Below are 25,482 nucleotides of genomic sequence, written 5' to 3'. Positions count from 1 at the left end.
ATGGCCGCGGGGGACGGGCTGAACATATTGGTGCTGTGCACCGGCAATTCGGCGCGCAGCATTTTGGGTGAGGCGCTGATCGCCCGCAAGGGTGCGGACCGGGTCCGTGCGTTCAGCGCGGGCAGCCAGCCGAAAGGCGTCCCGCATCCGGGCGCGCTGCGGCTGCTGGCGCGCGAGGGCTATGATACGAGCGCTTACCGGTCGAAAAGCTGGGACGAATTTGCCGCACCCGATGCGCCGCGCATCGACATCGCGATCACCGTGTGCGGCAATGCGGCGGGCGAGACCTGCCCGCTGTTCATCGGCGCCCCGGTGCGCGCGCATTGGGGACTGCCCGATCCCGCCGATGCCACCGGCGACGAGGCGGCGGTCGATGCCGCCTTTGCCGAAACATATCGTCTGCTCGACATGCGCGTGCGCGCGATGCTGACGCTGCCGCTCGAAACCATGACGCCGGCGGAGCGGCGCGACGCGCTGAACGCTATCGGCGCGATGGCGGGCGCGGCCTGACCGCCCCAGCCGATTTCCAATCAAGGACCGACCCCATGCAACGCAGCCGCCTTGGCTTTCTCGACCGCTTTCTGACGCTGTGGATTTTCCTCGCGATGGCGCTCGGCGTCGCGCTGGGGACGCTGTTTCCGGCGCTGCCGGCGGGGATCGATGCGATGAGCGTCGGGACGACCAACCTGCCGATCGCGATCGGGTTGATCCTGATGATGTATCCGCCGCTGGCGCGGGTGCGCTATGCCGCGCTGCCGCAGGTGTTCGAGGATCGGCGGGTGCTGATGCTGTCGCTGGTCCAGAACTGGCTGATCGGGCCGGTGCTGATGTTCGTGCTCGCGGTGATCTTTCTGCGCGACGAACCCGCCTATATGACCGGAGTCATTCTGATCGGGCTGGCGCGCTGCATCGCGATGGTGCTGGTGTGGAACCAGCTGGCAAAGGGCGACAATCAATATGTCGCGGCGCTGGTCGCGTTCAATTCGCTGTTCCAGATCCTGTTTTTCAGCGCCTATGCGTGGTTTTTCCTGACCTTCCTGCCGCCGCTGCTGGGGCTGGAGGGGCAGCTGATCGCGATCGACACCTGGATGATTGCCGAGGCGGTGCTGATCTATCTGGGCATCCCCTTCCTGGCCGGGTTCCTGACCCGCACCCTGCTGGTACGCGCGAAGGGTGAGGATTGGTACGAGACGCGCTTTCTGCCGCGCATTGCGCCGATCACCTTGGTCGCGTTGCTGTTCACCATCGCGGCGATGTTCAGCCTGAAAGGCGGCGAAATCCTGACGCTGCCATTCGACGCGCTGCGCATCGCGGTGCCGCTGACGATCTATTTCGTCCTGCAATTTGTGATCAGCTTTGCGATGGGCAAATGGATCGCCGCCGATTATCCGCGCACCACCGCGGTCGCCTTTACCGCGGCGGGCAATAATTTCGAGCTGGCGATTGCGGTCGCGATCGCGGCGTTCGGCTTGGCGTCGCCGGTCGCCTTTGCCGCGGTGATCGGCCCGCTGGTCGAGGTGCCGGTGCTGATCCTGCTCGTCAACCTGGCCTTCTGGTTCGGGCGGCGCTGGTTTCCGGACAGCGTGCCGCGCGAAAGCTGAGGCTTTTCGCCAGGAGATCGATTGGCTTGGGTTGACCCCCGGCGCGGCATCCCCCTAGGCAGAAACCATGCCGCACGACACGACCCTGATCGGAACTATCGTTGCAGGCCTTGGCGTTGCTTTCCTGATGGCGGCGCTGGCGCAGCGATTGCGGATTTCGCCGATTGCGGGCTATTTGCTCGCTGGCATCCTCGTCGGCCCGTTCACCCCGGGGTTCGTCGCCGACACCGGGCTGGCGATGCAGCTGGCCGAGATCGGCGTCATTTTGCTGATGTTCGGCGTCGGCCTCCATTTTTCGCTGAAGGATCTGCTGTCGGTTCGCAAGATCGCGGTGCCGGGGGCGATCGCGCAGATTGCGGTGGCGTGGGCTCTCGGCATCATGCTCGGGCTGTGGCTCGGCTGGACGATCGAGGGCAGCGCGGTGTTCGGGCTGGCGCTGTCGGTCGCCTCGACCGTCGTCCTGCTGCGCGCGCTGCAGGCGCGCGACATGATCGAGACCGAAAAAGGGCGGATCGCGGTCGGCTGGCTGATCGTCGAGGATCTGGTGATGGTGCTCGCGCTCGTCCTGCTCCCCGCGATGTTCGGCGACCGCGGCGATGCGGCCGGCGGCGACCAATTGTTGCAATCCGCGGCGATCGTGCTGCTCAAGGTCGTCGGCTTTGTCGCCTTCATGTTTGTCGTCGCGCGGCGCATTCTGCCCTGGGTGCTGCACTGGGTCGCGCACACCGGGTCACGCGAGCTGTTCCGGCTCGCGGTGCTGGCGATTGCGCTGGGGGTAGCGTTCGGCGCCGCGGTGATTTTCGATGTGTCCTTCGCGCTCGGAGCATTCTTCGCCGGGATGATTCTCGGCGAAACGCAGCTCAGCCGCCGCGCGGCCGAAGAGACCTTGCCGCTGCGCGATGCCTTTGCGGTGCTGTTTTTCGTGTCGGTCGGCATGTTGTTCGATCCCAATGTGCTGGTCGAACAGCCGGGGCCGGTGCTGGCGACCGTCGCGATCATCGTCGTCGGCAAATCGCTCGCCGCCTTCGCGCTTGTCCGTGCCTTTGGCCACACGACCCAGACCGCGCTGACGGTGTCGGTGAGTCTCGCGCAGATCGGCGAATTTTCGTTCATCCTCGCCGGGCTTGGGGTCGGGCTGGACGTATTGCCCGAAACCGGACGCGACCTGATCCTGGCGGGTGCGTTGCTGTCGATCCTGGTCAACCCGATCCTGTTCACGCTGGCGGTCAAGCGCATCCGCACCGACGCGGCACCCGAGCCGGTGGATATGGCGCGCGAGGAATCCGCTGCGTTGTGTAACGCGGGCGTGGTGCTGATCGGGTTCGGTCGGGTAGGCAGCCACATCGGGACGCTGATCTGCGGACGCGGCGAGGGGCTGACGGTGATCGAGGATCAAAAGGATATGGCGGCGGCTGCCCGCGCCACGGGGGCGACGGTGATCGTCGGCGATGCGACCAAGGAAAGTATCCTGCGGCAGGCCGGGCTCGAAGAGGCTTCGACCCTGCTGATCGCAATCCCCGAAGGCGTCGAGGCGGGGGCGATCGTGCGACGCGCGCGGGCGATCAACCCCAGGCTGGTGATCGTCGCGCGCGCACATTCGGACGAGGAGGTCGCCGATCTGGTGCGGCGCGGCGCCGACCATGTCGTGATGGCCGAACGCGAGACGGCGGCGCGGATGGCCGAGCGGGCGATGCTGACTTTGGTATAATCCAGCCTTCATTCCGTTCGTGTCGAGCGAAGTCGAGACACCCCTCAGCGCCGCGCGAAGTCCAACGGCATCTCGACTTCGCTCGATGCGAACGGGAAAAGGATTGGAATGGTCGAGGTCGGGGCTTCCCCCACCGCGCCAAACTTCCTATCGCCCGTCCCGATGTCCGCCGACGCGCTCCTCCCCCTGCTCAAATCCACCTTCGGTTTCGACCATTTCCGTGGTCGGCAGGCCGACGTCGTCACCCGCGTGATGGCAGGTGAGCGCACATTGGCGGTGATGCCGACGGGGGCGGGCAAGTCGCTGACGTACCAGCTGCCCGCGGTGGCGCTCGATGGCTGCGTCGTCGTCGTGTCGCCGCTGATCGCGCTGATGCACGACCAGCTGCGCGGCGCGCGCGCGGCGGGGATTCGCGCCGCCAGCCTGACCAGCGTCGATGCCGATGGCGCCGAGACGCGGCAGCGGTACCGCGACGGCGACCTCGACCTGCTCTATGTCGCACCCGAGCGCGCGACGGGGGAGGGGTTCCGGACGCTGCTCGAGGCCAGGACCCCGGCGCTGTTCGCGATCGACGAAGCGCATTGCGTTTCGGAATGGGGGCATGATTTCCGCCCCGATTACCGTCTGCTGCGCCCGTTGCTCGACGCCTTTCCGGCGGTACCGCGGCTGGCGCTGACCGCCACTGCCGACAAGCACACGCGCGAAGATATCCTCTTTCAGCTAGGCATCCCCGACGACGGGCTGATCCTCGCGGGCTTCGATCGCCCGAACATCCGCTATGCGATCCGCCCGCGGATCACCCCGGCGCGGCAGCTGGTCGACTTCATCGCCGCCAATCCCGGGCCGGGGATTGTCTATTGCCCGACGCGCAGCGGCACCGAGCGGCTGGCGGCGCAGCTGGCGAAGGCGACCGGGCGGCCGGTCGCCGCCTATCATGCCGGATTGGATGCCGAATTGCGCGCGCGCGTCCAGCATGATTTCGTCGCGTCGGAGGACGGCATCGTCACCGCGACGGTCGCGTTCGGCATGGGGATCGATAAACCCGACGTGCGTTTCGTCGCGCATGCCGCGGTGCCCAAATCGATCGAAAGCTATTATCAGGAAACCGGGCGCGCCGGGCGCGACGGCGACCCCGCCGAGGCGATGATGCTGTGGGGCGCCGACGATTTTGCCAAGGCACGGATGCGGCTCAGCGAATTGCCCGAAGCGCGGGTGGCGGGCGAACGGGTGCGGCTGAACGCGCTCGCGGCGCTGGTCGAGACGGTCGAGTGCCGCCGCGCGCAGTTGCTGCGCCATTTCGGCGAAAACCCGCCCGCGCGCTGCGGCAATTGCGACAATTGCCTCGACCCCGGGCGCCAAGTCGACGCGACGGTGCTCGCGCAGAAGCTGCTGTCTGCGGTCTATCGCACCGGGCAAAGCTATGGCGCGGGGCATATCGAGGCGGTGCTGACCGGGCGCAGCGACGAACGGATCGTGGGGCGCGGCCATGACAAATTGTCGGTGTTCGGGATCGTCGCGGGCGACGAGGCGCGGCTGATCAAGCCGCTGGTGCGCACGCTGGTGGCGCGCGAGGCGCTCGAGACGACCGAGCATGGCGGGCTGATGCTCGGCCCCAGCGCGCGCATGATGATGAAGGGCGAGGCGCCGGTGCTGATCGCCGAGCCGCCGGTCAAGCGCACCAAGCGCGAAGCGCGCGGCGGGGCCGGGGCGGGGGCGGCCAACCCGATCGGCGATCCACTGTTCGACGCGCTGCGCGCCACACGGCGCGAGCTCGCCGCCGAAGCAGGGGTGCCACCCTATGTCGTCTTTCACGACGCGGTGCTGCGCGCGATGGCGAGCGAGCGCCCCGCGACGCTGGACGCGATGGCGACCATCCCCGGCGTCGGCGCCAAGAAGCTGGAAGCGTGGGGCGATGCGTTTCTGGCGGTGATTCGGCGGTTTTGATTGTCAGCCAACGACCGCTCCCCACCCCAAAGCTGACTACAGGCTCATGGAATCCGCTTTGTTGGGTAGGGCGTCCCATCCTTGTAGAAATAGCCATCGGGGCCGAACAGCATGTCGATGTCCGAATAGCCGCCGCCGGTATCATATTTCTTGCCGCCGCCCAGCGCGACGAACACGCAGTCGGCGTCCGATTCGTTGATCAGATGATGGCCGTTGGTGTTGCCCTTGGGCCACACCGCGATATCGCCGGGGCGCATGACATGGCGACCGTCGTCCTCGATCAGCACCGCCTCACCCGATATCATCACGAGCATCTCGTCCTCGCCGTCGTGCCAGTGGCGCTGCGACGACCAGGCGCCGGGTTTCAGCACGACATGACTGGCGGCAAAATCGCTGAGGCCGGTGGCGGGAGCGAGGCGGCGGTACCAGCGGCCCTGCACCGGGGCGTCATAGGGCGCAGGATAGCCGGTGACGTTGGTTTGCGGGATGGCGGCGAGGTCGAGTTTGGGCATGGCAGTCCTCCGCCGCCTTCTTGCCGTTTGCATCGCGCGAAGTCGAGATATGCGAGTACCAACGTGTCTCGACTTCGCTCGACACGAACGGGTAAAGGGGCGGTATGACCCACCACGTCGACCCCGTCGAACTCGCCCAGGCGCTGATCGCCGCGCCCTCCGTCACCCCCGCCACCGGCGCGGTGTTTGATGTGCTGGAGGCGGCGCTGAGCCCGCTCGGCTTTACCGTCGAGCGCTTTATCGACGGGATCGAGCCCGACGGCCCGGTCGAAAATCTGCTCGCGGTGCGTCAGGGCAGCGGCCCTGTCCATTTCGGCTTTGCCGGGCATCTCGACGTCGTGCCGCCGGGGGTTGGCTGGACCGGCGACGCGTTTGCGCCCGAGATACGCGGCGAGCTGCTCTATGGCCGCGGCGCGGTCGACATGAAGGGATCGATCGCGGCGTTTGTCGCGGCGGCGGCGGCAACCCCGGTCGACGCGGGGACGATCAGCCTGATCATCACCGGCGACGAGGAAGGCCCGGCGATTTTCGGCACCCGCGCGCTGATGGAGCATATGGCGGGGCGCGGCATCGTGCCCGACATGATCGTCGTCGGCGAACCGACGTCGGTGAACAAGCTGGGCGATATGGTGAAGATCGGGCGGCGCGGATCGGTCAATATCTGGATCGATGTGCCGGGGACGCAGGGACATGTCGCCTATCCGCACCTCGCCGACAATCCGATCCCCAAGCTGGTGCGGATCATGGCGGCAATCGATGCGGTGGTGCTCGACGACGGCAATGACTGGTTCCAGCCGTCGAACATCGAATTCACCGACATCGAGGTCGGCAATGGCGCGACCAATGTCATCCCCGCCTCGGCGCGCGCGCGGCTGTCGATCCGTTTCAACGACCAGCATAAGGGCGCCGATCTGGTGGCGATGATCGAGCGGATCGCGCATGGGGTGGAGCCCGCCGCGAAGGTGCTGGGCAAGATTTCGGGCGAGGCGTTCCTGACCCCGCCGGGCGAGCTGTCGGGGCTGGTTGCCGAGGCGATCCATGCCGAGACCGATGTGGTGGCGGAAATGTCGACGACCGGCGGCACGTCGGACGCGCGCTTTCTGCATGCGCTGTGCCCGGTGGTCGAATTCGGGCTGACCAATGCGACGATGCACAAGTTGGACGAGGCGGTGGCGGTGGCGGATTTGCACAAGCTGACCGCGATTTACCGCGGGATTTTGATGCGGGCTTTGCTGGATTAAATCGGTCTCACGCAAAGGCGCGAAGGCGCGAAGAAAGTAAAAAGAGAATCTCACACAAAGACACAAAGAGGGCAGCATTTTCCTGCGCCGCTGCCCCAGGACCGCGCGAAGCGCATCGTAAGAAGGTCGCCTGCGGCGACGGGTCACGGCCGTTACCTGCTACGCCCTCTTCGTGTCTTTGTGTCTTTGTGTGAGACCATTCTTCTTTGCGCCTTTGCGTGAGATCAATCTTCTCTGAACCGCCGCAGGATCACATAGACCGCCCCCGCCCCGCCATGGCTCACATGCGCCGGTCGAAGCGCGACGATCTGGTCAGCGTGGGGCGAATGGGCGAGCCAGTCGGGGAGCGAGGCGCGGATGGCGCCGCGGGGGCGTGGGTCGCCGTGCATTTGCGGCAGGCGGTCGGCGCCGGGGCGGAGGCGGCCGGCGACCACGAGCAGCACGCGCGCACCGCGGAGCAGCGCGCGGCCGATCGCGTCGTCGAGCAGCGCCTGTGCCGAGGCGAGACTATGCCCGTGCAGGTCGATGCTGAGGTCGGGGCGCACCAGCCCTTTGCGCAGTCGTCGGTCCCAATGGCCGTCGAGCGTTGCGGCGCTGTGCGTGCGGCGCGGCGGCGGTAGTTTTGTGGCGGGGCGAACGGGCGCCGCCGGGGCCGCGGCGCTGCGCGGGGTCGGCGCAGGCGGGCGGATCGTCGGCGGGGCGGTAGGGGCGAGCGGGGCTTTCGGCTTCGCCAGCGGCTTCACCGTCGCCGCGACCTTTTTCCACAGCGCGTTTTCGTCGGGATCGAGCCGCCGCGCCATCGCGGCGTCAGCGCGCCGGGATCAGCCGCGCGATGCTGGCGCGCGGGAGCAGGAGCAGCGCCGAGCCGCGCGCCGCCATGCCGCCGGCGATTGCGCGCGCGTCTTCGCCCGCGCCCCAGAAGCTGTCGAAACGGTTGGCGCCCTTGATCGCGCCGCCGGTGTCCTGCGCGATCCACAGCCCATTGGGTTCGGCGCGGTCAAGCGAGAGGAAGACGGGGGCGCCGAGCGGGACATATTTGGGATCGGCGGCAACGCTGGCGCGGCCGGTCACCGGCAGCCCCATCGCGCCGAGCGGGCCGGGGCCGGTGATTTCGCGGAAGAACACCCAGCTGGGGTTCTCGTTCATCACCGCCGCGCCGCGCACCGGGTCGGCGCGCAGATAATCGAGGATGCCCTGCATCGACGCCTGCCCGCGCTGAAGCTCGCCGCGGTCGAGCAGCAGTTTGCCGATGCCGACATAGCCGCGGCCATTCTGGCTGTCGTAACCGATCCGCATGATGCCGCCGTCGGGCAGGCGCAGGCGGCCCGATCCCTGAACTTGCAGGAAAAAGAACTCGGCGGCATCGGCGGCATAAGCGATTTCGAGCCCGCGACCTTCGAGCGCGCCGCTTTCGATCGCGGCGCGGTCGTAATATTGCACCAGCTTGCTGCCCTCGACCCGGCCGCGGATCGTCCTGCCCTTCAGCTCGTCGGAAAATTGCCCGAGGTCGACATCGACCAGATCGGCGGGGCGCCGATAGATGGGGACGTCGTAGCCGGGACGCTTGGTGCGCGATCCCGCAATTTCGGGCTCGTAATAGCCGGTGACGAACGCCGTCCCGGCGCCGATCTGGACGGTGCCGAAGTAGCGCGCGAAGAAGGCCGCGGCATCATTGTCGCGCCAGTTCTTCGCAGCGTTGCAGCTTCCGGTCCAGTCGGCGCCTTGCGTCAGCCCGCTGGCGTCGGCGCGGCGCTGGACCGATGGGCAGCTGATCCGGAACGCCGCGAGCGCTGCCGCGGCCTGTTCGGCGGTCACGCCAAGGCTGGCGAAATCGGGACCGGCGATCACCCCGCTGGCGGCGGCCGTTGTCGCGTCCGCCGGGACAGCGGGCGCAGGCAAGGCTGCGCGCGGGGTCGCGGGGATCGGCTTGGCCGCAACGCCGCCGCTTTCCGAGGGGCGCGGCTGATAGGGGCGCGGCGTCGCGCCCGATGGCTTCGGTGTTGGCGCCGGTGTGGAAGCAGTGGGGCGGTTGCCCGAATCGGGGATCACCGATGCACAGCCGGAAAGCAGCGGCAGCGCGGCGAGCAGGGTAATTCCGAAAACGCGCGTCCGGCGCATCCCGGACGACAGGTTCGCCGACACCGCGATCAGGCTGCTTCGATCTCGTCGAGCAGCCAGTTGGGATCGCTGCTGCCGAGCGCGCGGCGGAAGGTCCACAGATCGTCGGTGCGCGACGCGTCGCTCATCGATCCGGCGATCAGCTTGCCGTCGGCGTCGCGGGTGATCGCGCTGATGTCGGCCTGGTACCGCACCGTGATGCGCGCTTCCTTGCGGTCCATCTCGACCGCGGTGATCTTCGCCGAATCGATGCCGACCAACCGGTTGTCGAGCGTTTCGCCGCGCTCCTCGCGCGCGTCGATCGCCTCGACAAAGGCTTCGTAGCTGTCATCGTCGCAAAGATCGCGCAGCGCTTCGCGGTCGTCCGACCAATAGGCTTCGAGGATCATGCGATAAGCGGCCTCGGCGCCCTCCATGAAGCGACCCGCGTCGAAATGGCGGTCGGCGGCGAGCAGCTGGCGGAGGCCCGCTTCGGCGGCAGGTTCGTAAACCAGCCCCGCCGTGTCGGCGGAATTCGCAGCTGGCGCGGATCCCGCATCGCCATCGTCCAGTCGCAGCGGCGACGGCGCGGCGCGCTCGTCGCGGCGCGGCAAAACCGGCTCCTGCTCATGCCCCGTGCGCTTGCCGAGCACCGAATAGAGCCGCATGCCGAGGAACGCGGCAATCATGGCGAGCAGGACGATCGAAAAAGCAGTCACGGGCAAGGGTCCAATGCGGGCAATGGAAAGATAGAGGCCTGTACATAGGCGATGGCCGACCAAGTTTCAAATACCATGGCCGCAGCAGTGCGGCAGGTCAACGCTTGACGCCTTGCGAGCGCGACGCTGCGCGCCCATTGTGCTGGCTGGCGCGCGCTGCTAAGCGCCGCCGCAACCGTCTGCCGCAGTACCGACACGGCCTGTGGCGCGGACCCTGTTTCATCTTTTCGAGCGAAAGCATTGCATCATGGCCGACGAGACCAGCGCCGACATCAACAACCCCGCCCTGCAGCCCAATGGCGAGGACACCAGCCCCGCGATCGGCCTGATTTCGCAATATGTGAAGGATATGTCGTTCGAAAATCCGAGCGCGCCCACGGTGTATCAGTGGCAGGACGCGCCGCAGATCGACGTCCAGTTCAACATTGCCGCCGACAATGTCGGCGAGAATCTGTTCGAAGTGTCGCTGAAGATCGACGTCACGTCGAAGGCCGATCAGGGCACGATGTTCGTGATCGAGCTGAAATATGCCGGCCTGTTCGGCGTCCGCAACGTGCCCGACGACCAGCTTCAGCCCTTTTTCCTGGCCGAAGCGCCGCGCATCCTGTTCCCCTTTGCCCGCCGCGTCGTGGCCGATGCAGTCCGCGACGGCGGATTCGCGCCGCTGCTGCTCGAACCGATCGACTTCCACGGCCTGTTCATGCAGCAGATGCAGCAGGTCGAAGCCGAACAGGCGGGCGCCGCGGCGCCGGTCGGGCAGGCGTAACGCCGATCAGGCCGACAGGCTGAGCCGATGAGCGGCCTGCTCAAAAGCGTCGGGACGATCGGCGGGCTGACGATGGTCAGCCGCATTTTCGGCTTTGCGCGCGATATGCTGCTCAGCCGTATCCTCGGCGCGGGCGGGGTCGCCGATGCGTGGCAGCTGGCATTCCAGCTGCCCAACATCTTTCGCCGCCTGTTCGCCGAGGGCGCCTTTGCCGCCGCTTTCGTGCCGCTGTTCAACCAGCGGATGACCAAGGAGGGCGACCATAGCGAGGCGCGCGCCTTTGCCGATGCGGTGCTGGCGGTGCTGATCCCGATCCTGATCGTCTTTTCGGCGCTGCTGCTGCTTGTCATGCCGTGGGTCATGCACCTGTTCGCCAGCGAGGCGCTGCGCGCCGATGGCGAAAAATTCGACCTGACCGTGACGATGGCACGCATCGCTTTTCCCTATCTGGCGCTGATGAGCATCGCGACGCTGTTCGCGGCGATCCTCAACAGCCTGTCGCGCTTTGCCGCCGCGGCGGCGGCGCCGATCCTGCTCAACATCTGCCTGATCGCGGCGCTGCTGGTCGGCGGCGCCACCGGCGACGGCGGCGAAGCGGCCAAGGCGGCGACCGGCCTGTATCTGGCGATCGCGGTTTCGCTGTCGGGGCTGTTCCAGCTGATCTGGCTTTATTACTGGGTCCACAAATCGGGCTTCCGGCCCGCGCTCCGCCGCCCGCGGCTGACACCGGGGGTGCGCGAGATGGGGGTGTTGATCCTGCCCGCGGTGTTCGGCGCCGGGGTGTATCAGATCAGCCGGTTCGTCGACCTGTTCTTCATCGCCTCGCTGCCCGACAAGAGCATCACCTATCTGGCGATGGCCGACCGGCTGAACCAGCTGCCGCTCGGCATCATCGGCATCGCGCTGGGCACGGCCATCCTGCCCGCGCTGTCGCGCTTTGTGGCGCAGGAGGATCGCGGCGGCGCGTTCCGGCTGCAGAGCAATGCGGTCGAACTGGCGATGCTGCTGACCGTGCCCGCGGCGGTTGCACTGTTCGTCGCCGGCCCCGCGATCACCAGCGCATTCTATGTCGGCGGCCAATATAGCGTCGCCGACGGCGTTGCGACCGGTGCGGTGGTCGGCGGGCTCGTCGTCGGCCTGCCCGCCTATGTGCTGGTCAAAGTGCTCGTGCCCAATTTCTTTGCGCGCAAGGACACGCGCACCCCGGTGTGGACCGCGGCGATTTCGCTGCTGATCAACATCGGCCTCAACTTCGCGCTGATCCCGGTTCTGGGTATCGTCGGACTCGCGCTGGCGGGGTCGATCGCGGCATGGTGCAATGTCGCGATGCTCTATGCGATCCTGCATCGCGGCGGGCTGTTCCACCTGACCGGCCAGGTCGTCTGGCGGATCGCTCGCATCGTGCTGGCCGCCGCGGCGATGGCGACGGCGCTGCATTTCGCGATCCCGCTGGCGGGCGACGCCTTTGTCGGCGGGGTGTTCGAGCGGATTGTCGCGCTGGGCGCTATCGTCGCGCTGGGCGGGCTTATATTCTTTGGTTGCGCCTTCCTGTTCGGCGTGGTCAATCGCGACACCATCGGCCAGCTGCGCCGGCGCACACTGTAAAACGGGAAAGATCATCATGCGGACGCTGTCGGGCATCCAGCCCACCGGAAACTTGCACCTGGGCAATTATCTGGGTGCGATCCGCAACTGGGTGCGGATGCAGGACGAGATGCCGGGCGAGAAGCTCTATTTCCTCGCCGACCTGCACGCGATCACCGTCCATAACGACCCCGCCGAGCTGACCGCGAACACGCGCGAAATGGCGGCGGCGCTGATGGCTGCGGGGATCGACCCCGCCAAGTCGATCCTGTTCAACCAGGCGCGTGTGCCCGCGCACGCCGAGCTCGGCTGGCTGCTCTTCTGCACCGCGCGGATCGGCTGGCTGAACCGGATGACGCAGTTCAAGGAAAAATCGGGGAAGAACCGCGAAGGCGCGAGTGTGGGTCTCTACGCCTATCCGGTGCTGCAGGCCGCCGACGTGCTGCTGTATCAGACGACGCATGTCCCGGTCGGCGACGACCAGAAACAACATCTCGAGCTGGCGCGCGACATTGCGACCAAGTTCAACCTCGACACCGGCACCGAAACCTTCACCCTGCCCGAACCGACGATTCCGCCGACCGCGGCGCGGATCATGAGCCTGCGCGACGGAACGGCGAAGATGTCGAAATCGGACCCTAGCGACATGAGCCGGATCAACCTGGTCGACGATGCCGACACGATCATGGCGAAGATCCGCAAGGCAAAGACCGACGCCGAGCCGCTGCCGTCGGAGGCCGCGGGGCTGGAAGGGCGCGCCGAGGCACGCAATCTGGTGTCGATCTATGCCGCGATGGCGGACGAGAGCGTCGACGATGTGCTGGCGCGCTTTGCCGGACAGGGGTTTGGCGCGTTCAAACCCGCGCTCGGCGAGCTGCTCGTCGAAACGCTGCGCCCGATCGCGACGCGGCTGAACCAGCTCAAGGCCAATCCGGCGGCGATCGACGCCGCGCTGGAGCAAGGTGCGGCGCGGGCATCGGCGCTGGCGCGGCCGACGCTCGACGCGGCTTATGCCGCGCTTGGTCTTTGTCGCTAAATATCGGATAAGCTTGTCTGTCGCGGCGGGCGACCCATATCGGGGGCGGAACCTTCGTGCGACGAAGCGGGTTCAACCAAGGTTAAGTCGCGTCGGCGTAGTCATGCTATAAACGGCGCGGGATGCGCCGATCCGAATCACGGAGCAAGATGATGAAAAAATCGACCCTTCGCCGCCTGGGCCTTGCCGCGATGACCGGTGCCGCGCTGGCGCTGGCCGGTTGCGCGACGCCGTTCAAGGCCGATGTCGCACGCTTCCAGAGCGCGCTGCCCGCCCCGCAGGGACAAAGCTTTGTCGTCGAGGCAGGTAATCCCGCGCTGGCGGGCGGCATCGAGTTCGGCCAATATGCCAATCTGGTCGCCAGCGAACTCACCCGCTACGGCTATCGCCCCGCCGCCCCCGGCGAGCGCGCCGACCTGGTCGTCCGCATGGACTATGGCGTCGACAAGGGGCGCGAGCGCGTCGTGTCGAGCCCGAGCTTTGGCGACCCGTGGTACGGCGGCTATTACGGCCGCGGCTTTTATCGACCCGTCATCGCCCGCGGCCCCGGCGGGCGCCGTTATGTCTATGGCTATCGCGATCCGTTCCTGTGGGGCGGCTTTGGCCCCGGCTGGGGCGGTACCGATGTGACGAGCTACACCGTCTATACCAGCGGGCTGAACCTCCAGATCAACCGCGCCGCCGACGGATCGCGCCTGTTCGAGGGCCAGGCTGAGGCGCAGTCGCGCGACAACAACCTGCAAACCATCGTGCCCAATTTGGTCGAGGCGATGTTCACCGGCTTTCCCGGCAATTCGGGCGAGCGGGTGCGGATCACCGTGGCACCGCCCGAAAAGGGGTGAGATTGCTGCACAGTTGATGACAAAGGCCCGCCTTTCGGATGAAAGGCGGGCTTTCGAGCAGATAATCGCCGACGTCGACATCTTTTTTCGAGGTGTTCCCCGTCGGCCGCGGCACGTGCCGTCGGCAGGTCAGGCCAAAGCGGCCTTCACAAAATCCGCCGCGCGCTCGCCGATCATGATGCTTGGTGCGTTCGTATTGCCCGACACCAGCCGCGGCATGATGCTTGCGTCGGCAACCCACAGCCCGTCGATGCCGTTCAGCTTCAGCGTCGGATCGACCACCGCATCGGCGTCGCTGCCCATCCGGCACGTGCCGACCGGATGATAAACAGTGTCGGCGCGGCTGCGGATCAGCGCGTCGAGCGCGGCATCATCGTCGAGGTTCACGGGGTGTCGGTCGGTCCCGGCATAATCGCCGAGCGGCGGCGCCGCGACGATGCGGTGCATCATCCGCACGCCAGCGCGCAGCGTCGCCATGTCGCGCTCGTCGGTCAGGAAGCCCGGGTCGATCGCGGGCGCCGCGGCGGCGTCAGGCGATGCCAGCCGCACCGTGCCGCGGCTTTCGGGGCGCAGCACACAGGCGTGGCACGAAAAGCCATGCCCCTTGACCTTGGTCCGCCCGTGATCCTCGAGCATCGCGGGGACGAAATGATATTGGATGTCGGGCGCGGGCAGGTCGGGGCGCGACTTCCAGAAGCCGCCTGCCTCGGCAAAACAGGTCGTCATGATCCCGGTGCGCCGGGTGCGGTGCTCGAAGATAGCCTTCACCATCCGCCACGTGCCGCCCAGGCTGTTGCCGAGCGGGTCGGTCGAGCGGGTTTCCCAGCTCGACACATAGTCAATATGGTCCTGCAAATTCTCGCCGACCGCGGCGCGATCAGCCACGACGGTGATGCCCTTGTCGGCGAGATGCGCAGCGGGACCGATGCCCGATAGCTGAAGGATCTGCGGCGATCCAAACGCCCCCGCCGACAGCACGACCCCGCCGCGCGCGCGCAGCGTTTCGCGCTGCGAGCCGCGCCGGATCACGACCCCGGTGGCGCGGCCGTCCTCGACCAATATCTTTTCAACCAACGCCTTCGTGCGGATGTTCAGGTTCGCGCGCCCGCGCAGCGGCTCGACATAGGCGCGCGCCGCCGACCAGCGCTCGCCATCCTTTTGCGTCACCTGATACAGGCCGAACCCTTCGTTGTTCGGCAGGTTAAAATCGCCGGTGCGCGGCAGCTGCAGCGCCGCCGCGCTTTCGATGAAGCGGCGGCTGGTCACATTGGGCCAACGCTGGTCCATCACGCTCAGCGGCCCGTCGCCGCCGTGATAGGCGTCACCGCCGCGCTCATTGCCCTCGCTGCGTTTGAAATAGGGCAGCACATCGTCATAGCTCCACCCGGTTGCGCCGAGCGCCGCCCACTGGTCGTAATCGAACTGGTGGCCGCGGATATAGACCATCGCGTTGATCGCGCTCGACCCGCCCAGCCCGCGCCCGCGCGGTTGATATCCGGTGCGCCCGTTCAGCCCCTTTTGCGGCACGGTATCGTAACGATAGTTGGACGATTGCGGGATGAAGGGCATGAACCCCGGCGTCTTGACCCGCACATTGTCATTGGTCCCGCCCGCCTCGACCAGACACACCGTTCGCGTCCCGTCCTCGGCCAGCCTGCCGGCCGCAGCACTCCCCGCGCTGCCGCCGCCGATTACGATGATGTCGAACTGATCCACGCGCGCTCTCCCCTCGCCACCGCTTCGGTGGTCAATCGGGACTTACATGAATGTCATTAAGCAGCGTGGCAACCCCTCTCCGTTCGTGTCGAGCGAAGTCGAGACACGTCTGCGCCAGCCTTCGCGTGTCTCGACTTCGCTCGACACGAACGGGATTGGAGGTGGGGCTATTCCGCGGGCTCTTCCCTTGCCTGCCCCGCCGCCCAGCGTTCCTTGATCATCGCACTCGTCGCGCGACTGCCGTCATGGCTCCAGCCGGGTTCGCGCCATATGTACGAAAGCTTGTGCTTCCATGGCGCGTGCCAGACATCACTGGCGATACCGACCCATTCATGCGCCGCGGCCCACAGGATGTTGAAGCTGCCAAGCTGTTTGACGATGCCGTACCGCACCGGCTCGTCATCGCGTTCGGCAACGAAGCTTCCGAACATCTTGTCCCAGATGATGAACACCCCGGCATAATTGGCGTCGAGATAGCGCGGATTCACCCCATGATGGACGCGGTGGTGCGACGGGGTGTTCATCACCGCCTCGAACCATTTGGGCAGCCGCTTGATCGCCTCGGTATGGATCCAGAACTGATAGATCAGATTGAGCCCGGCGCAGAAGAACACCATCGCGGGCGGAAAGCCAATCAGGAACAGCGGCAGGCGGAAGATGAAGCCGAGGCTGATGAAACCCGTCCAGGTCTGCCGCAGCGCGGTCGACAGATTATAATGCTGGCTGGAATGGTGGATGACATGGCTCGCCCAGAACCAGCGCACCCGGTGCGCGCTGCGGTGAAAGACATAATAGGCGAGGTCGTCGAGGAAGAAGCAGAGGATCCACGCCCACCACCAGCTTTTGAAATCGATCCCGATGTCGAACAGCCGGTACTGGTGCAGCCACACCGCAAGCCCGACCACGATCCCGCCGACGAGCGCGCTCGCGACCTGGCTTCCCGTGCCAAGCATCAGCGAGTTCAGCGTATCGCGGGCCTCGTACCGGCTTTTGTCGGCGCGCCGCGCCACGATCATTTCGGCGATCAGCAGCAGGATGAAGGCCGGGATCGCATAGGTGACCGGATCGGGCAGCTTATCCACAGTTCAGATCCCGCATCCGGCTCGCCCACATTCCGGCGTCCTTCCCCAGATGCAGCGTCACCGCGCCGAATGTCTTTTCGGGCATCGTCAGGGTCAGGAAATCCTTGTCGAGCCGCCCCATCACGCTGGCGTCAATCGGCCGCGCCGCGAAATGATTGCCGTGCGCGCGCACCAGCATCTGGCGTCCGTCAGCATTGCGGACAATCGCAGCGAAACCCGCGCGGTCGCGCGCCACCTCGATCCCGCAAAACCCCGCCTCGGCCTCTTCGGCGAGGCGGATGGCATGCGCGTCATCTTCGATCCGCGGATCGGCGCCCAGCCCCATCCGCTTGACCAGCCACACGACAAACAGCACCGCGACCACCGATCCGCCGAGCTGAACGAGGTCGGCCAGCGTCACCGCTCGCCCGCCAGTGCGTCGAGCATCGGGCGCAGCCCCGACAAGTCATAACCCGCGTTCGCTGCCGCCTCACAAATCGCATCGACATCGTCGCCCGCGCGCGCGCGGGTCAGCGCCCACAAATGCGTCGAGCGCGTGCCAGAGCGGCAATAAGCCAGCACCGGCCCGGTCGCCCCCGCCAGCACCGCGTCGAGCGTGTCGATTTGCGCATGGCTGAAACCCGCGTGGCCGATCGGAATCGCGGCATAGGCCAGCCCTTCGGCGGCGCAGGCACTGGCGATCTCACCGCCCTGCGGCGCCGCGGGATCCTCGCCGTCGGGGCGGTTGTTCACGACCAGCGCAAAGCCCTGCGCCTTGGCCTCCGCAACATCCTCGATGCCGATCTGCGGCGCGACGCTGAACCGGGCGGACAGGGGACGAAAATCACTCATGCCCGCGATCTACTCCCGGCGCGTGGCTGCTGACAAGCGTGAAGGTGCGGGCAAGAAGGAGAGTTGGCGGCTTTGGGGTGGGGAGCGGATGTTCCTTGAATTGTCGCCCCCGCCTTCGCGGGAGCGACGGCTGCTTTCGGTCGTTACCCGAGGCACTCTACCCTTCAACCGGCCCCTCGAACTTCTCGATGATCCAGTCCTCGGCCTGCGCGCCGCCGATCCAGTCCTGCATGCATTTGTGGCTGACCACCGCCTGCATATAGGCGAGGGCAAAGGGCGGCAGCGGGATCGAGTAAGTGATGAAGCGCGTGACCACGGGCGCGAACATCATGTCGGCGGCCGACCAGTCACCGAACAGGTAATCGCCCTCGCCGCCAAACCGCGCCCGCGCTTCGGCCCAGATTTGCAGGATGCGGACGACATCGGCCTGCACTTCGGGCAGCAGCGGCGCGGCGGGGTAGATGCGGCGGATGTTCATGCTGTGGTTGCGGCGCAGCGCCGCAAAGCTCGAGTGCATTTCCGCTGCCATCGACCGCGCCATCGCACGCGCCGCCATGTCCTCGGGCCAATATCCCTTGGTCCCGCCGGTCTTTTCATTGAGGTAATCGATGATCGCCAGGCTGTCCCACACGACGATATCGTCGCCGTCCCACAATATCGGCACCTTGCCCCCCGACGGCGCGAACTCGTCGCCCTCGCGGCGCTGGTTCCATGCCTCGTCATACAGCGGGACGGTGATTTCCTCGAAGGGCAGGCCGCTGTGCTTCGCGGCCAGCCAGCCGCGCAGGCTCCAGCTGGAATAGGCCTTGTTGCCGATGAACAGTTTCATGTGATCTCCTTTTCCCTCCCCCTTTGACGGGGGAGGGTTGCGCAGACTTGCCAGCTTGCTGGCTAGTCGAAGCTGGGAGAGGGTGATGCGAGCCAAAGGCTCGCGCGGCCTGACGGGCCGCAACCCCTCTCCAAGGTTCGGTAGCGGGCAAGCCCGCAACCTGCCCTATCCTCTCCCGCAAGGGGAGAGGATTATCAGATTTCGACCGCCTCCAGCACCGCGGTGCGCAGCTCGGCAATCCCCAGGCCCTTCTCCGACGACGTCACGATCACCTCGGGGTGCGCCGCGGCATGTTTGCGCGCTTCGGCCTCGGTCGCGGCATGGACCGCGGCCAGCTCGCTCGCCTTGATCTTGTCCGCCTTGGTTAGCACGACGCGATAGCTGACCGCGGCGGTATCGAGCATTTCGAGGAATTCGCGGTCGACATCTTTCAGCCCATGGCGGCTGTCGATCAGCACCAGGGTGCGTTTCAGCACCGCGCGCCCGCGCAGATAATCGTTGATCAGATACCGCCATTTCTTGACGACATCCTTCGGCGCCTTGGCAAAGCCATAGCCGGGCATGTCGACCAGCCGGAACACGAGCGGCTCGCCGACGTCGAAATAGTTGAGCTCCTGCGTCCGTCCCGGCGTCACCGACGTGCGCGCCAGCCCGTTGCGGTTGGTCAGCGCGTTGAGCAGCGACGATTTGCCGACGTTCGAGCGGCCGGCAAAGGCAATCTCGGGCATTGTCGGGTCGGGCAGGTGCTGGAGCGCCGGCGCCGATTTCAGGAAGGTGATCGGTCCCGAAAACAGCTTGCGCGCGCGTTCCGCCCGTTCGGGGTCGGCGCCGGGTTCCAGATCGATATCGCTCACGTCGCCGCCTGCGCCTTCAGCGCCGGGAACTTGCGGTACATCCACTGCTGCTGCGCGATCGACAACACGTTGTTGGTGATCCAGTAGAGCAGCAGACCCGCGGCGAACGGCGCCATGATGAACATGAACAGCCACGGCATGATCTTGAACACCTGCGCCTGCACCGGGTCGGCCGGGGCGGGGTTCAGGCGGAACTGCAACCACATCGTCACGCCCAGGATCACCGCCATGACGCCGATTGCCAGGATCGACGGCGGGGTAAAGGGCAGCAGGCCGAACAGGTTCAGGATGTGCAGCGGATCGGGCGCCGACAGATCCTTGATCCACAGGATGAACGGCTGGTGGCGCATTTCGATCGCCAGCATCAGCACCTTGTACAGCGCATAGAAGATCGGGATCTGGATCAGAATCGGCAGACAGCCCGCCAGCGGATTGATCTTTTCGTCCTTATAGAGCTTCATCAGCTCCTGCTGCATCTTGGGCTTGTCGTCCTTGAAGCGCTCCTGCAGCGCCTTCATCTTCGGCTGCACGACGCGCATCTGCGCCATCGAAGAGAATTGCCGGTTGGCGATCGGGAACATCAGCAGGCGGATGATCAGGGTCAGCGCCATGATCGCGACGCCGAAATTGCCGACTTGCAGGAACAGCCAGTGCAGCAGCTTGAAGATCGGCACTGCGAAAAATTCGAACCAGCCCCAGTCGATCGCGTTCGACAGGCGCGGAATGCCCAGATCGTCCTGATAGGCTTCCAGTATCTCGACTTCCTTGGCACCGGCAAAGATGCGGCTGGTCGTCGTGACCTGTTGGCCCGGCGCGACCTGTGCAAAATCGCGCGCGAACAAAGTCTGGTAATTGTTCGCCGCGGGCGAGCTGATCGCTGCGGTCACCCGTTCGCCCTTGGCCGGGACGATCGCGGCGAGCCAATATTTGTCGGTAAAGCCCAGCCAGCCGGCGGAGCCATAGCGTACTGCCCGGTTCGGCGCTTCCTCGACGTCGTCATAATCGACATCGAAAACCGACTTGCCGTCGAGATAGCCGGTCGGGCCGACGTGGATCGTCCAGCTGTCGACCTCGTGCGGGTCAGTCGGTTTGCCCAGCCGGTCGATCAGCGCAAAGCTGCTCGCGCTGACCGGCGCGGTGCCGGTGTTGGCGATCGTCTGCTTGGCGGTGATCAGATAATGGGCGTCGATGCTATATTCGATGCGGAACGTCTGGCCGGTGCCATTGGCCCAGCTCAGGGTCACCGGGCTCGTCGGGGTCAGCTTGGTTCCGGTCGCAGTCCACAGCGTGTTCGGGCCGGGCACTTCGACGCCCTGCGCCGACCAGCCCAGGCTGGCGAAATAGGCGGCCTTGGTGCCGCCCGGCGCGAACAGGCGCACCGGCGGCGAATCCTTGGCGATCGTCTGGCGATATTTGGTCAGCGTGATGTCGTCGATGCGTGCGCCGACCAGGTTGATCGATCCCGCCAGCGCCGGGGTGCTGACCGGAATGCGGTTGCCTTCGGCCAGTGCTGCTTCGACCGGACGGATCGCCTGCGCCGCGGGGACGGCGGGGGCGGTCGCAGTGGGCAACGCGCTCGGCTGGCCTTGCGTCGCCGGCGCGACCGCGGGCGCGCCATTGGCGCCGGCGACCGTCGTCGTCACGTCGGGCTTGGCGGGGGTCGGAAAAAACTGCTCGGCGACGAAATTCCAGCCGATCAGGATGGCCACCGACAACAGGATTGCCGCGATCAGATTACGCTTGTCGTCCACGCTCTACGGTCTCTCTTCGTCTCAAAAATGTCGGGGAAAACGGCAGCTACGGCACCGGATCATGGCCATGCCCGCCCCAAGGATGGCAGCGCAATAGCCGCTTTGTCGCGAGCCAGCCACCCTTGATCGCACCATAGCGTGACAGCGCCGTGATGGCATAGGCGCTGCATGACGGCGAATAGCGACAGGTCGGCGGCAGGATGCGCGACGGCCCGATCTGCCAGCCGCGCGCGATGAGGATGAGCAGGCGGGCGATCATGCGGGAAGCCCGGAAAACTGCGCAACTTCATTCTGAAATCGCATTATCCGCCGATGTGAGATTTCCTCGTCATTGCGTGCGAAGCGAAGCAATCCAGGGCGGTTTACGCCACTCTGGATTGCCGCGTCGCTTCGCTCCTCGCAATGACGCGTAAAGGCTGCCGGGTGAAATGGGCCGCGGGCGACTTTCATCGCGCCAATTTCTTCGCTGCCCGCGTCAGCGCCGAATCGAGCTGTTCGCCCAGCTCGGCAAAGACGATGTCGTTGCCGCCCGGCCGCCCGATCAGCACATGGTCGGCGCCCGCGATCCCCGATTCGGGCAGCGCCGCACGGCACAGCTCGCGCAGCCGGCGCTTCATCCGGTTGCGGGTGACGGCGTTGCCGACTTTCTTGCTGACGGTGTAGCCAATGCCCATCGCGTCATCGGCGTCGCCGCGTGCGCGGACGAGCAGGACAAAGCCGGGCATGGGAAAGCGAAGGCCGCGGTTGGCGGCCAGAAATTCGCTGCGTTTTGAAAGTGTTCGCACCAGACGGGCTGGCGGCGAAGCGTCGGCGGTCAGGCCGACAGCTTCTTGCGGCCGCGGGCGCGGCGGGCGGCCAGAACCTTGCGGCCGCCGACAGTGGCCTTGCGGGCACGGAAGCCGTGACGGCGCTTGCGCACGAGGCGGCTCGGTTGATAGGTGCGCTTCATCGCGGTTTTCCCTAGATCTCGTCAAATGCTGCAACAGAAAAGGGCCGCCAAGCGTGGGCGGCCACCGTTGGAGGCGCGGATAAGCGAGGTGCGGCGCAAAGTCAATCACCGCCGGGCAGATTCTCGCGGCTGCGAAGCTTGCGCCGCCGCGCCGCACTTGCACGCTGCATCACCCGGTCGGTCCAGGCCGCATAACGCGGGTGGCGGCGCTTGAACCGGACATAGATCCGCTTGGCCCATGCGCTGTTCTGCAGGCACAGCATCAGCCCGACAGGGAACACGACGATAAAGCCCGGGCCCGGCAGCGGCCCGATGATGACCGCGACGATCATCAACAGGATGCCGGTGCCGAACAGAATCAGCCGGACCTGCGCGGTCGACCGCAATCGCTGGTAAAGGCTGCGCTTTGCCATCGAGTCGATGTGGGGAGCAAAGCGCGCGGTTGCAACTATGTCGTCGCCCCCGCGCAGGCGGGGGCCGTTAGCATCCCTGCTCTACGCCGAGTGCGGTCCCCGCCTGCGCGGCGACGACGTGCTTAGTTCAGCGCCACGAATCGCGCCATGTCGTCGCGCGTCAGATAGCGCACCTCGTCGAACGGGGTGCTGTTGGTCAGCGCGTAAAAGGCGCGCGCCCGCGCGTCGTCCATGCCGAGTTCGCGGTACAGCCCCAGATATTCGGCGTGGACCGGATCGTTCGGGGGATAGTCGTTCGCCTCGCGGCCATATTCGTCGGCCCAGCTATGCACCCCGAACTCGGCATCGGGCGCGGCGCGGCGGGTGGCGCCGGCGAGCCACAGTTCAACCGCGCCCGACCGCACCGAACCACCGCTCGGCACGATCGTTTCCATCCCCGCGCGCCGGATCGCGCGCGCCAGGATCAGATTGGCTTCCTCGTCGAGGCTGCCGGGACAATCGACCATCTCGAGCCGCTTGAGCCCCGGAAAAGCGGCAAGCATCGCCGCGAACTGCCGCGGTGTCGCGGACGTGACATCGCCCGCCATCCGCACCGTGGTCGCATCGACCACGGCAAAGGGACCATATTGCGCCCTGGCCCGCCCCGCCGTGGCGAGCGTCGCCGACGGGGCGTAGCGCCGCGCCGGGGCGAAATCGGCTTCGGCGTCCAGTGCCTCGTCGCCGGCCAACGCCTCGTCATCATCGAAGAGTGCGCCACCGTCTTCGCCGCCGACGTCTTCCCAAGTCCAGCTGACCGTCGTGGTGACGGTCCAGCCCTGCTGCGCGTGCGCCGGAGCAAACGCCAGCACCGCGGCGCAAAGCGCGACGAAAAAGCTGCGGACGAGGGCGACGGGCAAAACCATGCCCCCGCCCTCGCGCACGCGCGCTTGCCAAAAGGCAAAGCGCCAGCGTCAGCGCGCCGTTAACCCCGTTTCGGGACGTTTGCCGAGTCAATCGCGGTCGGGGGCGCCGCCGGGGAAATAGTGGCGATAGGGACGCGCGCCTTCGATCGCGCGCGCGACCGATGGATGCGCGAGCAGGCGCGCGCGATAGCCGCGCAAATTGGCGTAACGCGCCGGAATTTCATGCACCCAGTCAGCGTAGAACAGCGACGGTGCCGCGGCGCAGTCGGCCATCGTGAACCCGTCGGAGGTCGCCCAGCCGCCCCCCGCCAGTTGCGTGTCGAGCCAGCCATAGATGGTGTCGAGCGCCGCCCGCGCCTTGTCGACGATCATCGGCGCATGTCCCTCCGGCCCGCGGATGCTGTCGTTCACGATGTCCTGCATCACCGCCATCACGTGCAAGTCGAACACCCGGTCCATCTGCCGCACGCGCAGCGCCGCATCGGGGTCCGCGGGGATCAGCCGCGGTTCGGGCTGCACGCGATCCAGATATTCGATGATGATCGACGTCTCGAATAGCGTCCGGTCGCCATCGACGAGCAGCGGAAATTTGCCCACCGGCCACAGCGCGCGCAATTGCTCGCCATGCTCGGGAAATTCGGGGTCGACATTGCGATAGTCGAAATCGATCCCCTTCTCGTCGAGCGCGATCTGCGCCTTCCAGCTGTAGGACGAAAAGGGGTGGGCATAAAGGATCAGCATTGCATCAGCCCCGCACCGCGGCTTCGATCGCCGCGATGTCGATTTTTTTCATCGTCATCATCGCGTCGAACGCGCGCTTGGCGACCGCTTTGTCGGGGCTGGTCGTGGCTTCGAGCAGGACGCGCGGGGTGATTTGCCACGACACGCCCCATTTGTCCTTGCACCAGCCGCACACGCTTTCGGTGCCGCCATTGCCGGTGATCGCATCCCACAAGCGGTCGGTTTCGTCTTGCGTGTCTGTGTGGACGATGAACGAAAACGCCTCATTATGCTTGAAGATCGGCGGGCCATTGAGACCGAGGCACGGGGTCCCGAGCAGGGTGAATTCGACCGTCAGCACGTCGCCCTCCTTGCCGCCGGGGGTGTCGGTCGGCGAACGGTGGACCGCGCCGACATGGCTGTCGGCAAAGGTCGCGGCGTAAAAATTCGCCGCTTCTTCGGCGTCGCCTTCGTACCAGAGGCATAGGGTGAGGGGGGTCTTGCTCATCGTTTCTCTCCTGTCTTTCTTGGGGGGATGTGGGGCGGGGCGTCAGGATTTGCGCGGGCCGACAAGGCCAAAGGCGACGCCTTGCGGGTCGATGCCGTTCACCGAAAATTCGCCGCCGGGGATTTCGTGCGGGCCGTTCAGTACCTTGCCGCCGTTGGCGGTCACTGCGGCGGCGGCGCGGTCGATATCGTCGACGCCGATGTAAAAGCTCCACATCGGAACCGGATAGCCTTCCATCAGCGGCATCACCGCGCCGATCATGTCGCCGCCATGCTGAAGAAAGCGATATTCGCCGAGTGCTCCCATATCCATCGCGCCGTCCTGACCCCAGCCGAAATGTTTGGTGTAAAAGGCAATGGCGGCGTCGGGATCGCTCGTCGCCAGTTCGTTCCAGCGGACATGTTGCGCCTCGGTCACCGAAAAGGCGTCGGCGACCTTGTCGGGTTCGCCCGCGGGCGGGACCGGGTTCATGATGTAGAAGGGCGCGCCCTGCGGATCGGCGACCATCGCCATGCGCCCGACCGGCAGGTCGTGCGCCGCCATATGCACCGTGCCGCCGTCGGCGGTGATCGCCGCGACCGCCGCATCGACGTCGGGGGTGTACAGATAGCCGAGCCATCCGGGCCGCGCGCCGCCCGCGATCATGTCGGCATTCAGCGTCAGCACGCCGCCTGCATGGCCGCCGTCGGTGCGGGCGATCATCCGGTAATCGACCCCGCCGGGCGCGCCCGCATCGCTATGCGGCGCGATCGTCCAGCCGACGACCGCGCCGTAAAAGGCGGCGGCGCCGTCGGGATCGCTCGTCATCAGTTCGTACCAGATGAAGCTTCCTGGGGGATTGGTCATCTTCTTCTCCTTGCAAATAGCCTGGTTTGGA

Annotated in this window: 28 protein-coding genes; 9 read left to right on the top strand and 19 right to left on the bottom strand. The window is 66.2% G+C overall.

Going from position 1 to position 25,482, the window contains the following annotated elements:
• The 4 genes from IR187_RS09945 to recQ all read left to right on the top strand — a co-directional run bounded on the left by IR187_RS09945 (position 1) and on the right by recQ (position 5,253).
• Positions 1 to 510, top strand: a complete 510-nt coding sequence (locus IR187_RS09945; RefSeq protein WP_194954448.1) for an arsenate reductase ArsC — start codon at positions 1 to 3, stop codon at positions 508 to 510.
• A gap of 35 nt (positions 511 to 545) precedes the next feature.
• Positions 546 to 1,601: an ACR3 family arsenite efflux transporter gene (gene arsB, locus IR187_RS09940; RefSeq protein ID WP_194954447.1), complete on the top strand. Its 1,056-nt coding sequence runs from the start codon at positions 546 to 548 to the stop codon at positions 1,599 to 1,601.
• A gap of 67 nt (positions 1,602 to 1,668) precedes the next feature.
• On the top strand, positions 1,669 to 3,309 hold the full coding sequence (ybaL, locus tag IR187_RS09935; RefSeq protein WP_194954446.1) for a YbaL family putative K(+) efflux transporter: 1,641 nt from the start codon (positions 1,669 to 1,671) through the stop codon (positions 3,307 to 3,309).
• Positions 3,310 to 3,471: 162 nt separating this feature from the next.
• A complete protein-coding gene (gene recQ / locus IR187_RS09930) occupies positions 3,472 to 5,253 on the top strand; it encodes a DNA helicase RecQ (RefSeq protein ID WP_194954445.1) in 1,782 nt (593 codons plus the stop codon).
• A 44-nt stretch (positions 5,254 to 5,297) separates the two neighbouring features.
• On the opposite strand, the gene IR187_RS09925 is transcribed toward recQ, so the two are convergent.
• Positions 5,298 to 5,765 (bottom strand): cupin domain-containing protein, encoded by a 468-nt coding sequence (locus IR187_RS09925; protein WP_194954444.1) that lies wholly within the window; start codon positions 5,763 to 5,765, stop codon positions 5,298 to 5,300.
• A gap of 104 nt (positions 5,766 to 5,869) precedes the next feature.
• Between IR187_RS09925 and dapE the strand changes: the two genes are divergently transcribed.
• Positions 5,870 to 7,006: a succinyl-diaminopimelate desuccinylase gene (gene dapE / locus IR187_RS09920; protein WP_194954443.1), complete on the top strand. Its 1,137-nt coding sequence runs from the start codon at positions 5,870 to 5,872 to the stop codon at positions 7,004 to 7,006.
• Positions 7,007 to 7,230: 224 nt separating this feature from the next.
• On the opposite strand, the gene IR187_RS09915 is transcribed toward dapE, so the two are convergent.
• Genes IR187_RS09915 through IR187_RS09905 form a run of 3 tightly spaced genes read right to left on the bottom strand, consistent with a single transcriptional unit; the run spans position 7,231 to position 9,822 of the window.
• The gene (locus tag IR187_RS09915; protein WP_194954442.1) at positions 7,231 to 7,806 is read right to left on the bottom strand and encodes a Smr/MutS family protein; all 576 of its coding nucleotides are present in this window, start codon (positions 7,804 to 7,806) and stop codon (positions 7,231 to 7,233) included.
• 7 nt (positions 7,807 to 7,813) lie between these two features.
• A complete protein-coding gene (mltA, locus tag IR187_RS09910; RefSeq protein WP_194954486.1) occupies positions 7,814 to 9,124 on the bottom strand; it encodes a murein transglycosylase A in 1,311 nt (436 codons plus the stop codon).
• 29 nt (positions 9,125 to 9,153) lie between these two features.
• Positions 9,154 to 9,822, bottom strand: a complete 669-nt coding sequence (locus IR187_RS09905; RefSeq protein ID WP_194954441.1) for a Tim44/TimA family putative adaptor protein — start codon at positions 9,820 to 9,822, stop codon at positions 9,154 to 9,156.
• Between the two features lie 247 nt (positions 9,823 to 10,069).
• Between IR187_RS09905 and secB the strand changes: the two genes are divergently transcribed.
• The 4 genes from secB to IR187_RS09885 all read left to right on the top strand — a co-directional run bounded on the left by secB (position 10,070) and on the right by IR187_RS09885 (position 14,050).
• Entirely contained in the window at positions 10,070 to 10,588 is a 519-nt protein-coding gene (secB, locus tag IR187_RS09900; protein ID WP_194954440.1) for a protein-export chaperone SecB, read from the top strand.
• Positions 10,589 to 10,615: 27 nt separating this feature from the next.
• Positions 10,616 to 12,193 (top strand): murein biosynthesis integral membrane protein MurJ, encoded by a 1,578-nt coding sequence (gene murJ, locus IR187_RS09895; RefSeq protein ID WP_194954439.1) that lies wholly within the window; start codon positions 10,616 to 10,618, stop codon positions 12,191 to 12,193.
• 16 nt (positions 12,194 to 12,209) lie between these two features.
• Positions 12,210 to 13,208, top strand: a complete 999-nt coding sequence (trpS, locus tag IR187_RS09890; RefSeq protein ID WP_194954438.1) for a tryptophan--tRNA ligase — start codon at positions 12,210 to 12,212, stop codon at positions 13,206 to 13,208.
• 152 nt (positions 13,209 to 13,360) lie between these two features.
• Entirely contained in the window at positions 13,361 to 14,050 is a 690-nt protein-coding gene (locus IR187_RS09885; protein WP_228765721.1) for a DUF4136 domain-containing protein, read from the top strand.
• 129 nt (positions 14,051 to 14,179) lie between these two features.
• On the opposite strand, the gene IR187_RS09880 is transcribed toward IR187_RS09885, so the two are convergent.
• The 15 genes from IR187_RS09880 to IR187_RS09810 all read right to left on the bottom strand — a co-directional run bounded on the left by IR187_RS09880 (position 14,180) and on the right by IR187_RS09810 (position 25,451).
• Positions 14,180 to 15,766 (bottom strand): GMC family oxidoreductase, encoded by a 1,587-nt coding sequence (locus IR187_RS09880; RefSeq protein WP_194954436.1) that lies wholly within the window; start codon positions 15,764 to 15,766, stop codon positions 14,180 to 14,182.
• A gap of 167 nt (positions 15,767 to 15,933) precedes the next feature.
• Positions 15,934 to 16,848 (bottom strand): sterol desaturase family protein, encoded by a 915-nt coding sequence (locus IR187_RS09875; protein WP_407699079.1) that lies wholly within the window; start codon positions 16,846 to 16,848, stop codon positions 15,934 to 15,936.
• On the bottom strand, positions 16,841 to 17,248 hold the full coding sequence (locus tag IR187_RS09870) for a hypothetical protein (RefSeq protein ID WP_194954435.1): 408 nt from the start codon (positions 17,246 to 17,248) through the stop codon (positions 16,841 to 16,843). Before IR187_RS09870 ends, IR187_RS09875 begins: the two co-directional genes overlap by 8 nt.
• Positions 17,245 to 17,679 carry a TIGR01244 family sulfur transferase gene (locus tag IR187_RS09865; protein ID WP_194954434.1) on the bottom strand — a complete coding sequence of 145 codons (435 nt, stop codon included), beginning with the start codon at positions 17,677 to 17,679 and terminating at the stop codon, positions 17,245 to 17,247. Before IR187_RS09865 ends, IR187_RS09870 begins: the two co-directional genes overlap by 4 nt.
• A gap of 157 nt (positions 17,680 to 17,836) precedes the next feature.
• On the bottom strand, positions 17,837 to 18,508 hold the full coding sequence (locus IR187_RS09860) for a glutathione S-transferase family protein (protein WP_194954433.1): 672 nt from the start codon (positions 18,506 to 18,508) through the stop codon (positions 17,837 to 17,839).
• 194 nt (positions 18,509 to 18,702) lie between these two features.
• A complete protein-coding gene (gene yihA / locus IR187_RS09855; protein ID WP_194954432.1) occupies positions 18,703 to 19,362 on the bottom strand; it encodes a ribosome biogenesis GTP-binding protein YihA/YsxC in 660 nt (219 codons plus the stop codon).
• Positions 19,359 to 21,113, bottom strand: a complete 1,755-nt coding sequence (yidC, locus tag IR187_RS09850; protein WP_194954431.1) for a membrane protein insertase YidC — start codon at positions 21,111 to 21,113, stop codon at positions 19,359 to 19,361. Before yidC ends, yihA begins: the two co-directional genes overlap by 4 nt.
• A gap of 46 nt (positions 21,114 to 21,159) precedes the next feature.
• Positions 21,160 to 21,372, bottom strand: a complete 213-nt coding sequence (yidD, locus tag IR187_RS09845; RefSeq protein ID WP_088440130.1) for a membrane protein insertion efficiency factor YidD — start codon at positions 21,370 to 21,372, stop codon at positions 21,160 to 21,162.
• Positions 21,373 to 21,559: 187 nt separating this feature from the next.
• Positions 21,560 to 21,898: a ribonuclease P protein component gene (gene rnpA, locus IR187_RS09840; protein ID WP_194954430.1), complete on the bottom strand. Its 339-nt coding sequence runs from the start codon at positions 21,896 to 21,898 to the stop codon at positions 21,560 to 21,562.
• A gap of 29 nt (positions 21,899 to 21,927) precedes the next feature.
• Entirely contained in the window at positions 21,928 to 22,062 is a 135-nt protein-coding gene (gene rpmH, locus IR187_RS09835; RefSeq protein ID WP_003046693.1) for a 50S ribosomal protein L34, read from the bottom strand.
• A 101-nt stretch (positions 22,063 to 22,163) separates the two neighbouring features.
• Complete coding sequence (locus tag IR187_RS09830) at positions 22,164 to 22,475, bottom strand: PGPGW domain-containing protein (protein WP_228765719.1); 312 nt, start codon at positions 22,473 to 22,475, stop codon at positions 22,164 to 22,166.
• A gap of 122 nt (positions 22,476 to 22,597) precedes the next feature.
• Complete coding sequence (locus IR187_RS09825) at positions 22,598 to 23,377, bottom strand: alpha/beta hydrolase (RefSeq protein WP_194954429.1); 780 nt, start codon at positions 23,375 to 23,377, stop codon at positions 22,598 to 22,600.
• A gap of 87 nt (positions 23,378 to 23,464) precedes the next feature.
• On the bottom strand, positions 23,465 to 24,118 hold the full coding sequence (locus IR187_RS09820) for a glutathione S-transferase family protein (RefSeq protein ID WP_194954428.1): 654 nt from the start codon (positions 24,116 to 24,118) through the stop codon (positions 23,465 to 23,467).
• A gap of 4 nt (positions 24,119 to 24,122) precedes the next feature.
• Entirely contained in the window at positions 24,123 to 24,605 is a 483-nt protein-coding gene (locus IR187_RS09815; RefSeq protein WP_194954427.1) for a VOC family protein, read from the bottom strand.
• A 42-nt stretch (positions 24,606 to 24,647) separates the two neighbouring features.
• Positions 24,648 to 25,451 carry a VOC family protein gene (locus IR187_RS09810; RefSeq protein ID WP_194954426.1) on the bottom strand — a complete coding sequence of 268 codons (804 nt, stop codon included), beginning with the start codon at positions 25,449 to 25,451 and terminating at the stop codon, positions 24,648 to 24,650.
• Between the last annotated feature and the right edge of the window lie 31 nt (positions 25,452 to 25,482).

The sequence above is a fragment of the Sphingopyxis solisilvae genome, from assembly GCF_015475875.1.
Taxonomy (GTDB): domain Bacteria; phylum Pseudomonadota; class Alphaproteobacteria; order Sphingomonadales; family Sphingomonadaceae; genus Sphingopyxis; species Sphingopyxis solisilvae.
This window is presented reverse-complemented; position numbering and strand designations above follow the sequence as displayed.

Excerpts from the sequence above, each read along its gene's own strand:
- murJ (WP_194954439.1), top strand. The coding sequence starts at position 10,616 with ATGAGCGGCCTGCTCAAAAGCGTCGGGACGATCGGCGGGCTGACGATG.
- IR187_RS09885 (WP_228765721.1), top strand. The coding sequence starts at position 13,361 with ATGAAAAAATCGACCCTTCGCCGCCTGGGCCTTGCCGCGATGACCGGT.
- IR187_RS09810 (WP_194954426.1), bottom strand. The coding sequence starts at position 25,451 with ATGACCAATCCCCCAGGAAGCTTCATCTGGTACGAACTGATGACGAGC.
- ybaL (WP_194954446.1), top strand. The coding sequence starts at position 1,669 with ATGCCGCACGACACGACCCTGATCGGAACTATCGTTGCAGGCCTTGGC.
- yidD (WP_088440130.1), bottom strand. The coding sequence starts at position 21,372 with ATGATCGCCCGCCTGCTCATCCTCATCGCGCGCGGCTGGCAGATCGGG.
- IR187_RS09820 (WP_194954428.1), bottom strand. The coding sequence starts at position 24,118 with ATGCTGATCCTTTATGCCCACCCCTTTTCGTCCTACAGCTGGAAGGCG.
- IR187_RS09945 (WP_194954448.1), top strand. The coding sequence starts at position 1 with ATGGCCGCGGGGGACGGGCTGAACATATTGGTGCTGTGCACCGGCAAT.
- IR187_RS09915 (WP_194954442.1), bottom strand. The coding sequence starts at position 7,806 with ATGGCGCGGCGGCTCGATCCCGACGAAAACGCGCTGTGGAAAAAGGTC.
- IR187_RS09860 (WP_194954433.1), bottom strand. The coding sequence starts at position 18,508 with ATGAAACTGTTCATCGGCAACAAGGCCTATTCCAGCTGGAGCCTGCGC.
- dapE (WP_194954443.1), top strand. The coding sequence starts at position 5,870 with ATGACCCACCACGTCGACCCCGTCGAACTCGCCCAGGCGCTGATCGCC.
- mltA (WP_194954486.1), bottom strand. The coding sequence starts at position 9,124 with ATGCGCCGGACGCGCGTTTTCGGAATTACCCTGCTCGCCGCGCTGCCG.
- secB (WP_194954440.1), top strand. The coding sequence starts at position 10,070 with ATGGCCGACGAGACCAGCGCCGACATCAACAACCCCGCCCTGCAGCCC.
- arsB (WP_194954447.1), top strand. The coding sequence starts at position 546 with ATGCAACGCAGCCGCCTTGGCTTTCTCGACCGCTTTCTGACGCTGTGG.
- IR187_RS09830 (WP_228765719.1), bottom strand. The coding sequence starts at position 22,475 with ATGGCAAAGCGCAGCCTTTACCAGCGATTGCGGTCGACCGCGCAGGTC.
- IR187_RS09815 (WP_194954427.1), bottom strand. The coding sequence starts at position 24,605 with ATGAGCAAGACCCCCCTCACCCTATGCCTCTGGTACGAAGGCGACGCC.
- recQ (WP_194954445.1), top strand. The coding sequence starts at position 3,472 with ATGTCCGCCGACGCGCTCCTCCCCCTGCTCAAATCCACCTTCGGTTTC.
- IR187_RS09825 (WP_194954429.1), bottom strand. The coding sequence starts at position 23,377 with ATGGTTTTGCCCGTCGCCCTCGTCCGCAGCTTTTTCGTCGCGCTTTGC.
- trpS (WP_194954438.1), top strand. The coding sequence starts at position 12,210 with ATGCGGACGCTGTCGGGCATCCAGCCCACCGGAAACTTGCACCTGGGC.
- IR187_RS09925 (WP_194954444.1), bottom strand. The coding sequence starts at position 5,765 with ATGCCCAAACTCGACCTCGCCGCCATCCCGCAAACCAACGTCACCGGC.
- rpmH (WP_003046693.1), bottom strand. The coding sequence starts at position 22,062 with ATGAAGCGCACCTATCAACCGAGCCGCCTCGTGCGCAAGCGCCGTCAC.
- IR187_RS09865 (WP_194954434.1), bottom strand. The coding sequence starts at position 17,679 with ATGAGTGATTTTCGTCCCCTGTCCGCCCGGTTCAGCGTCGCGCCGCAG.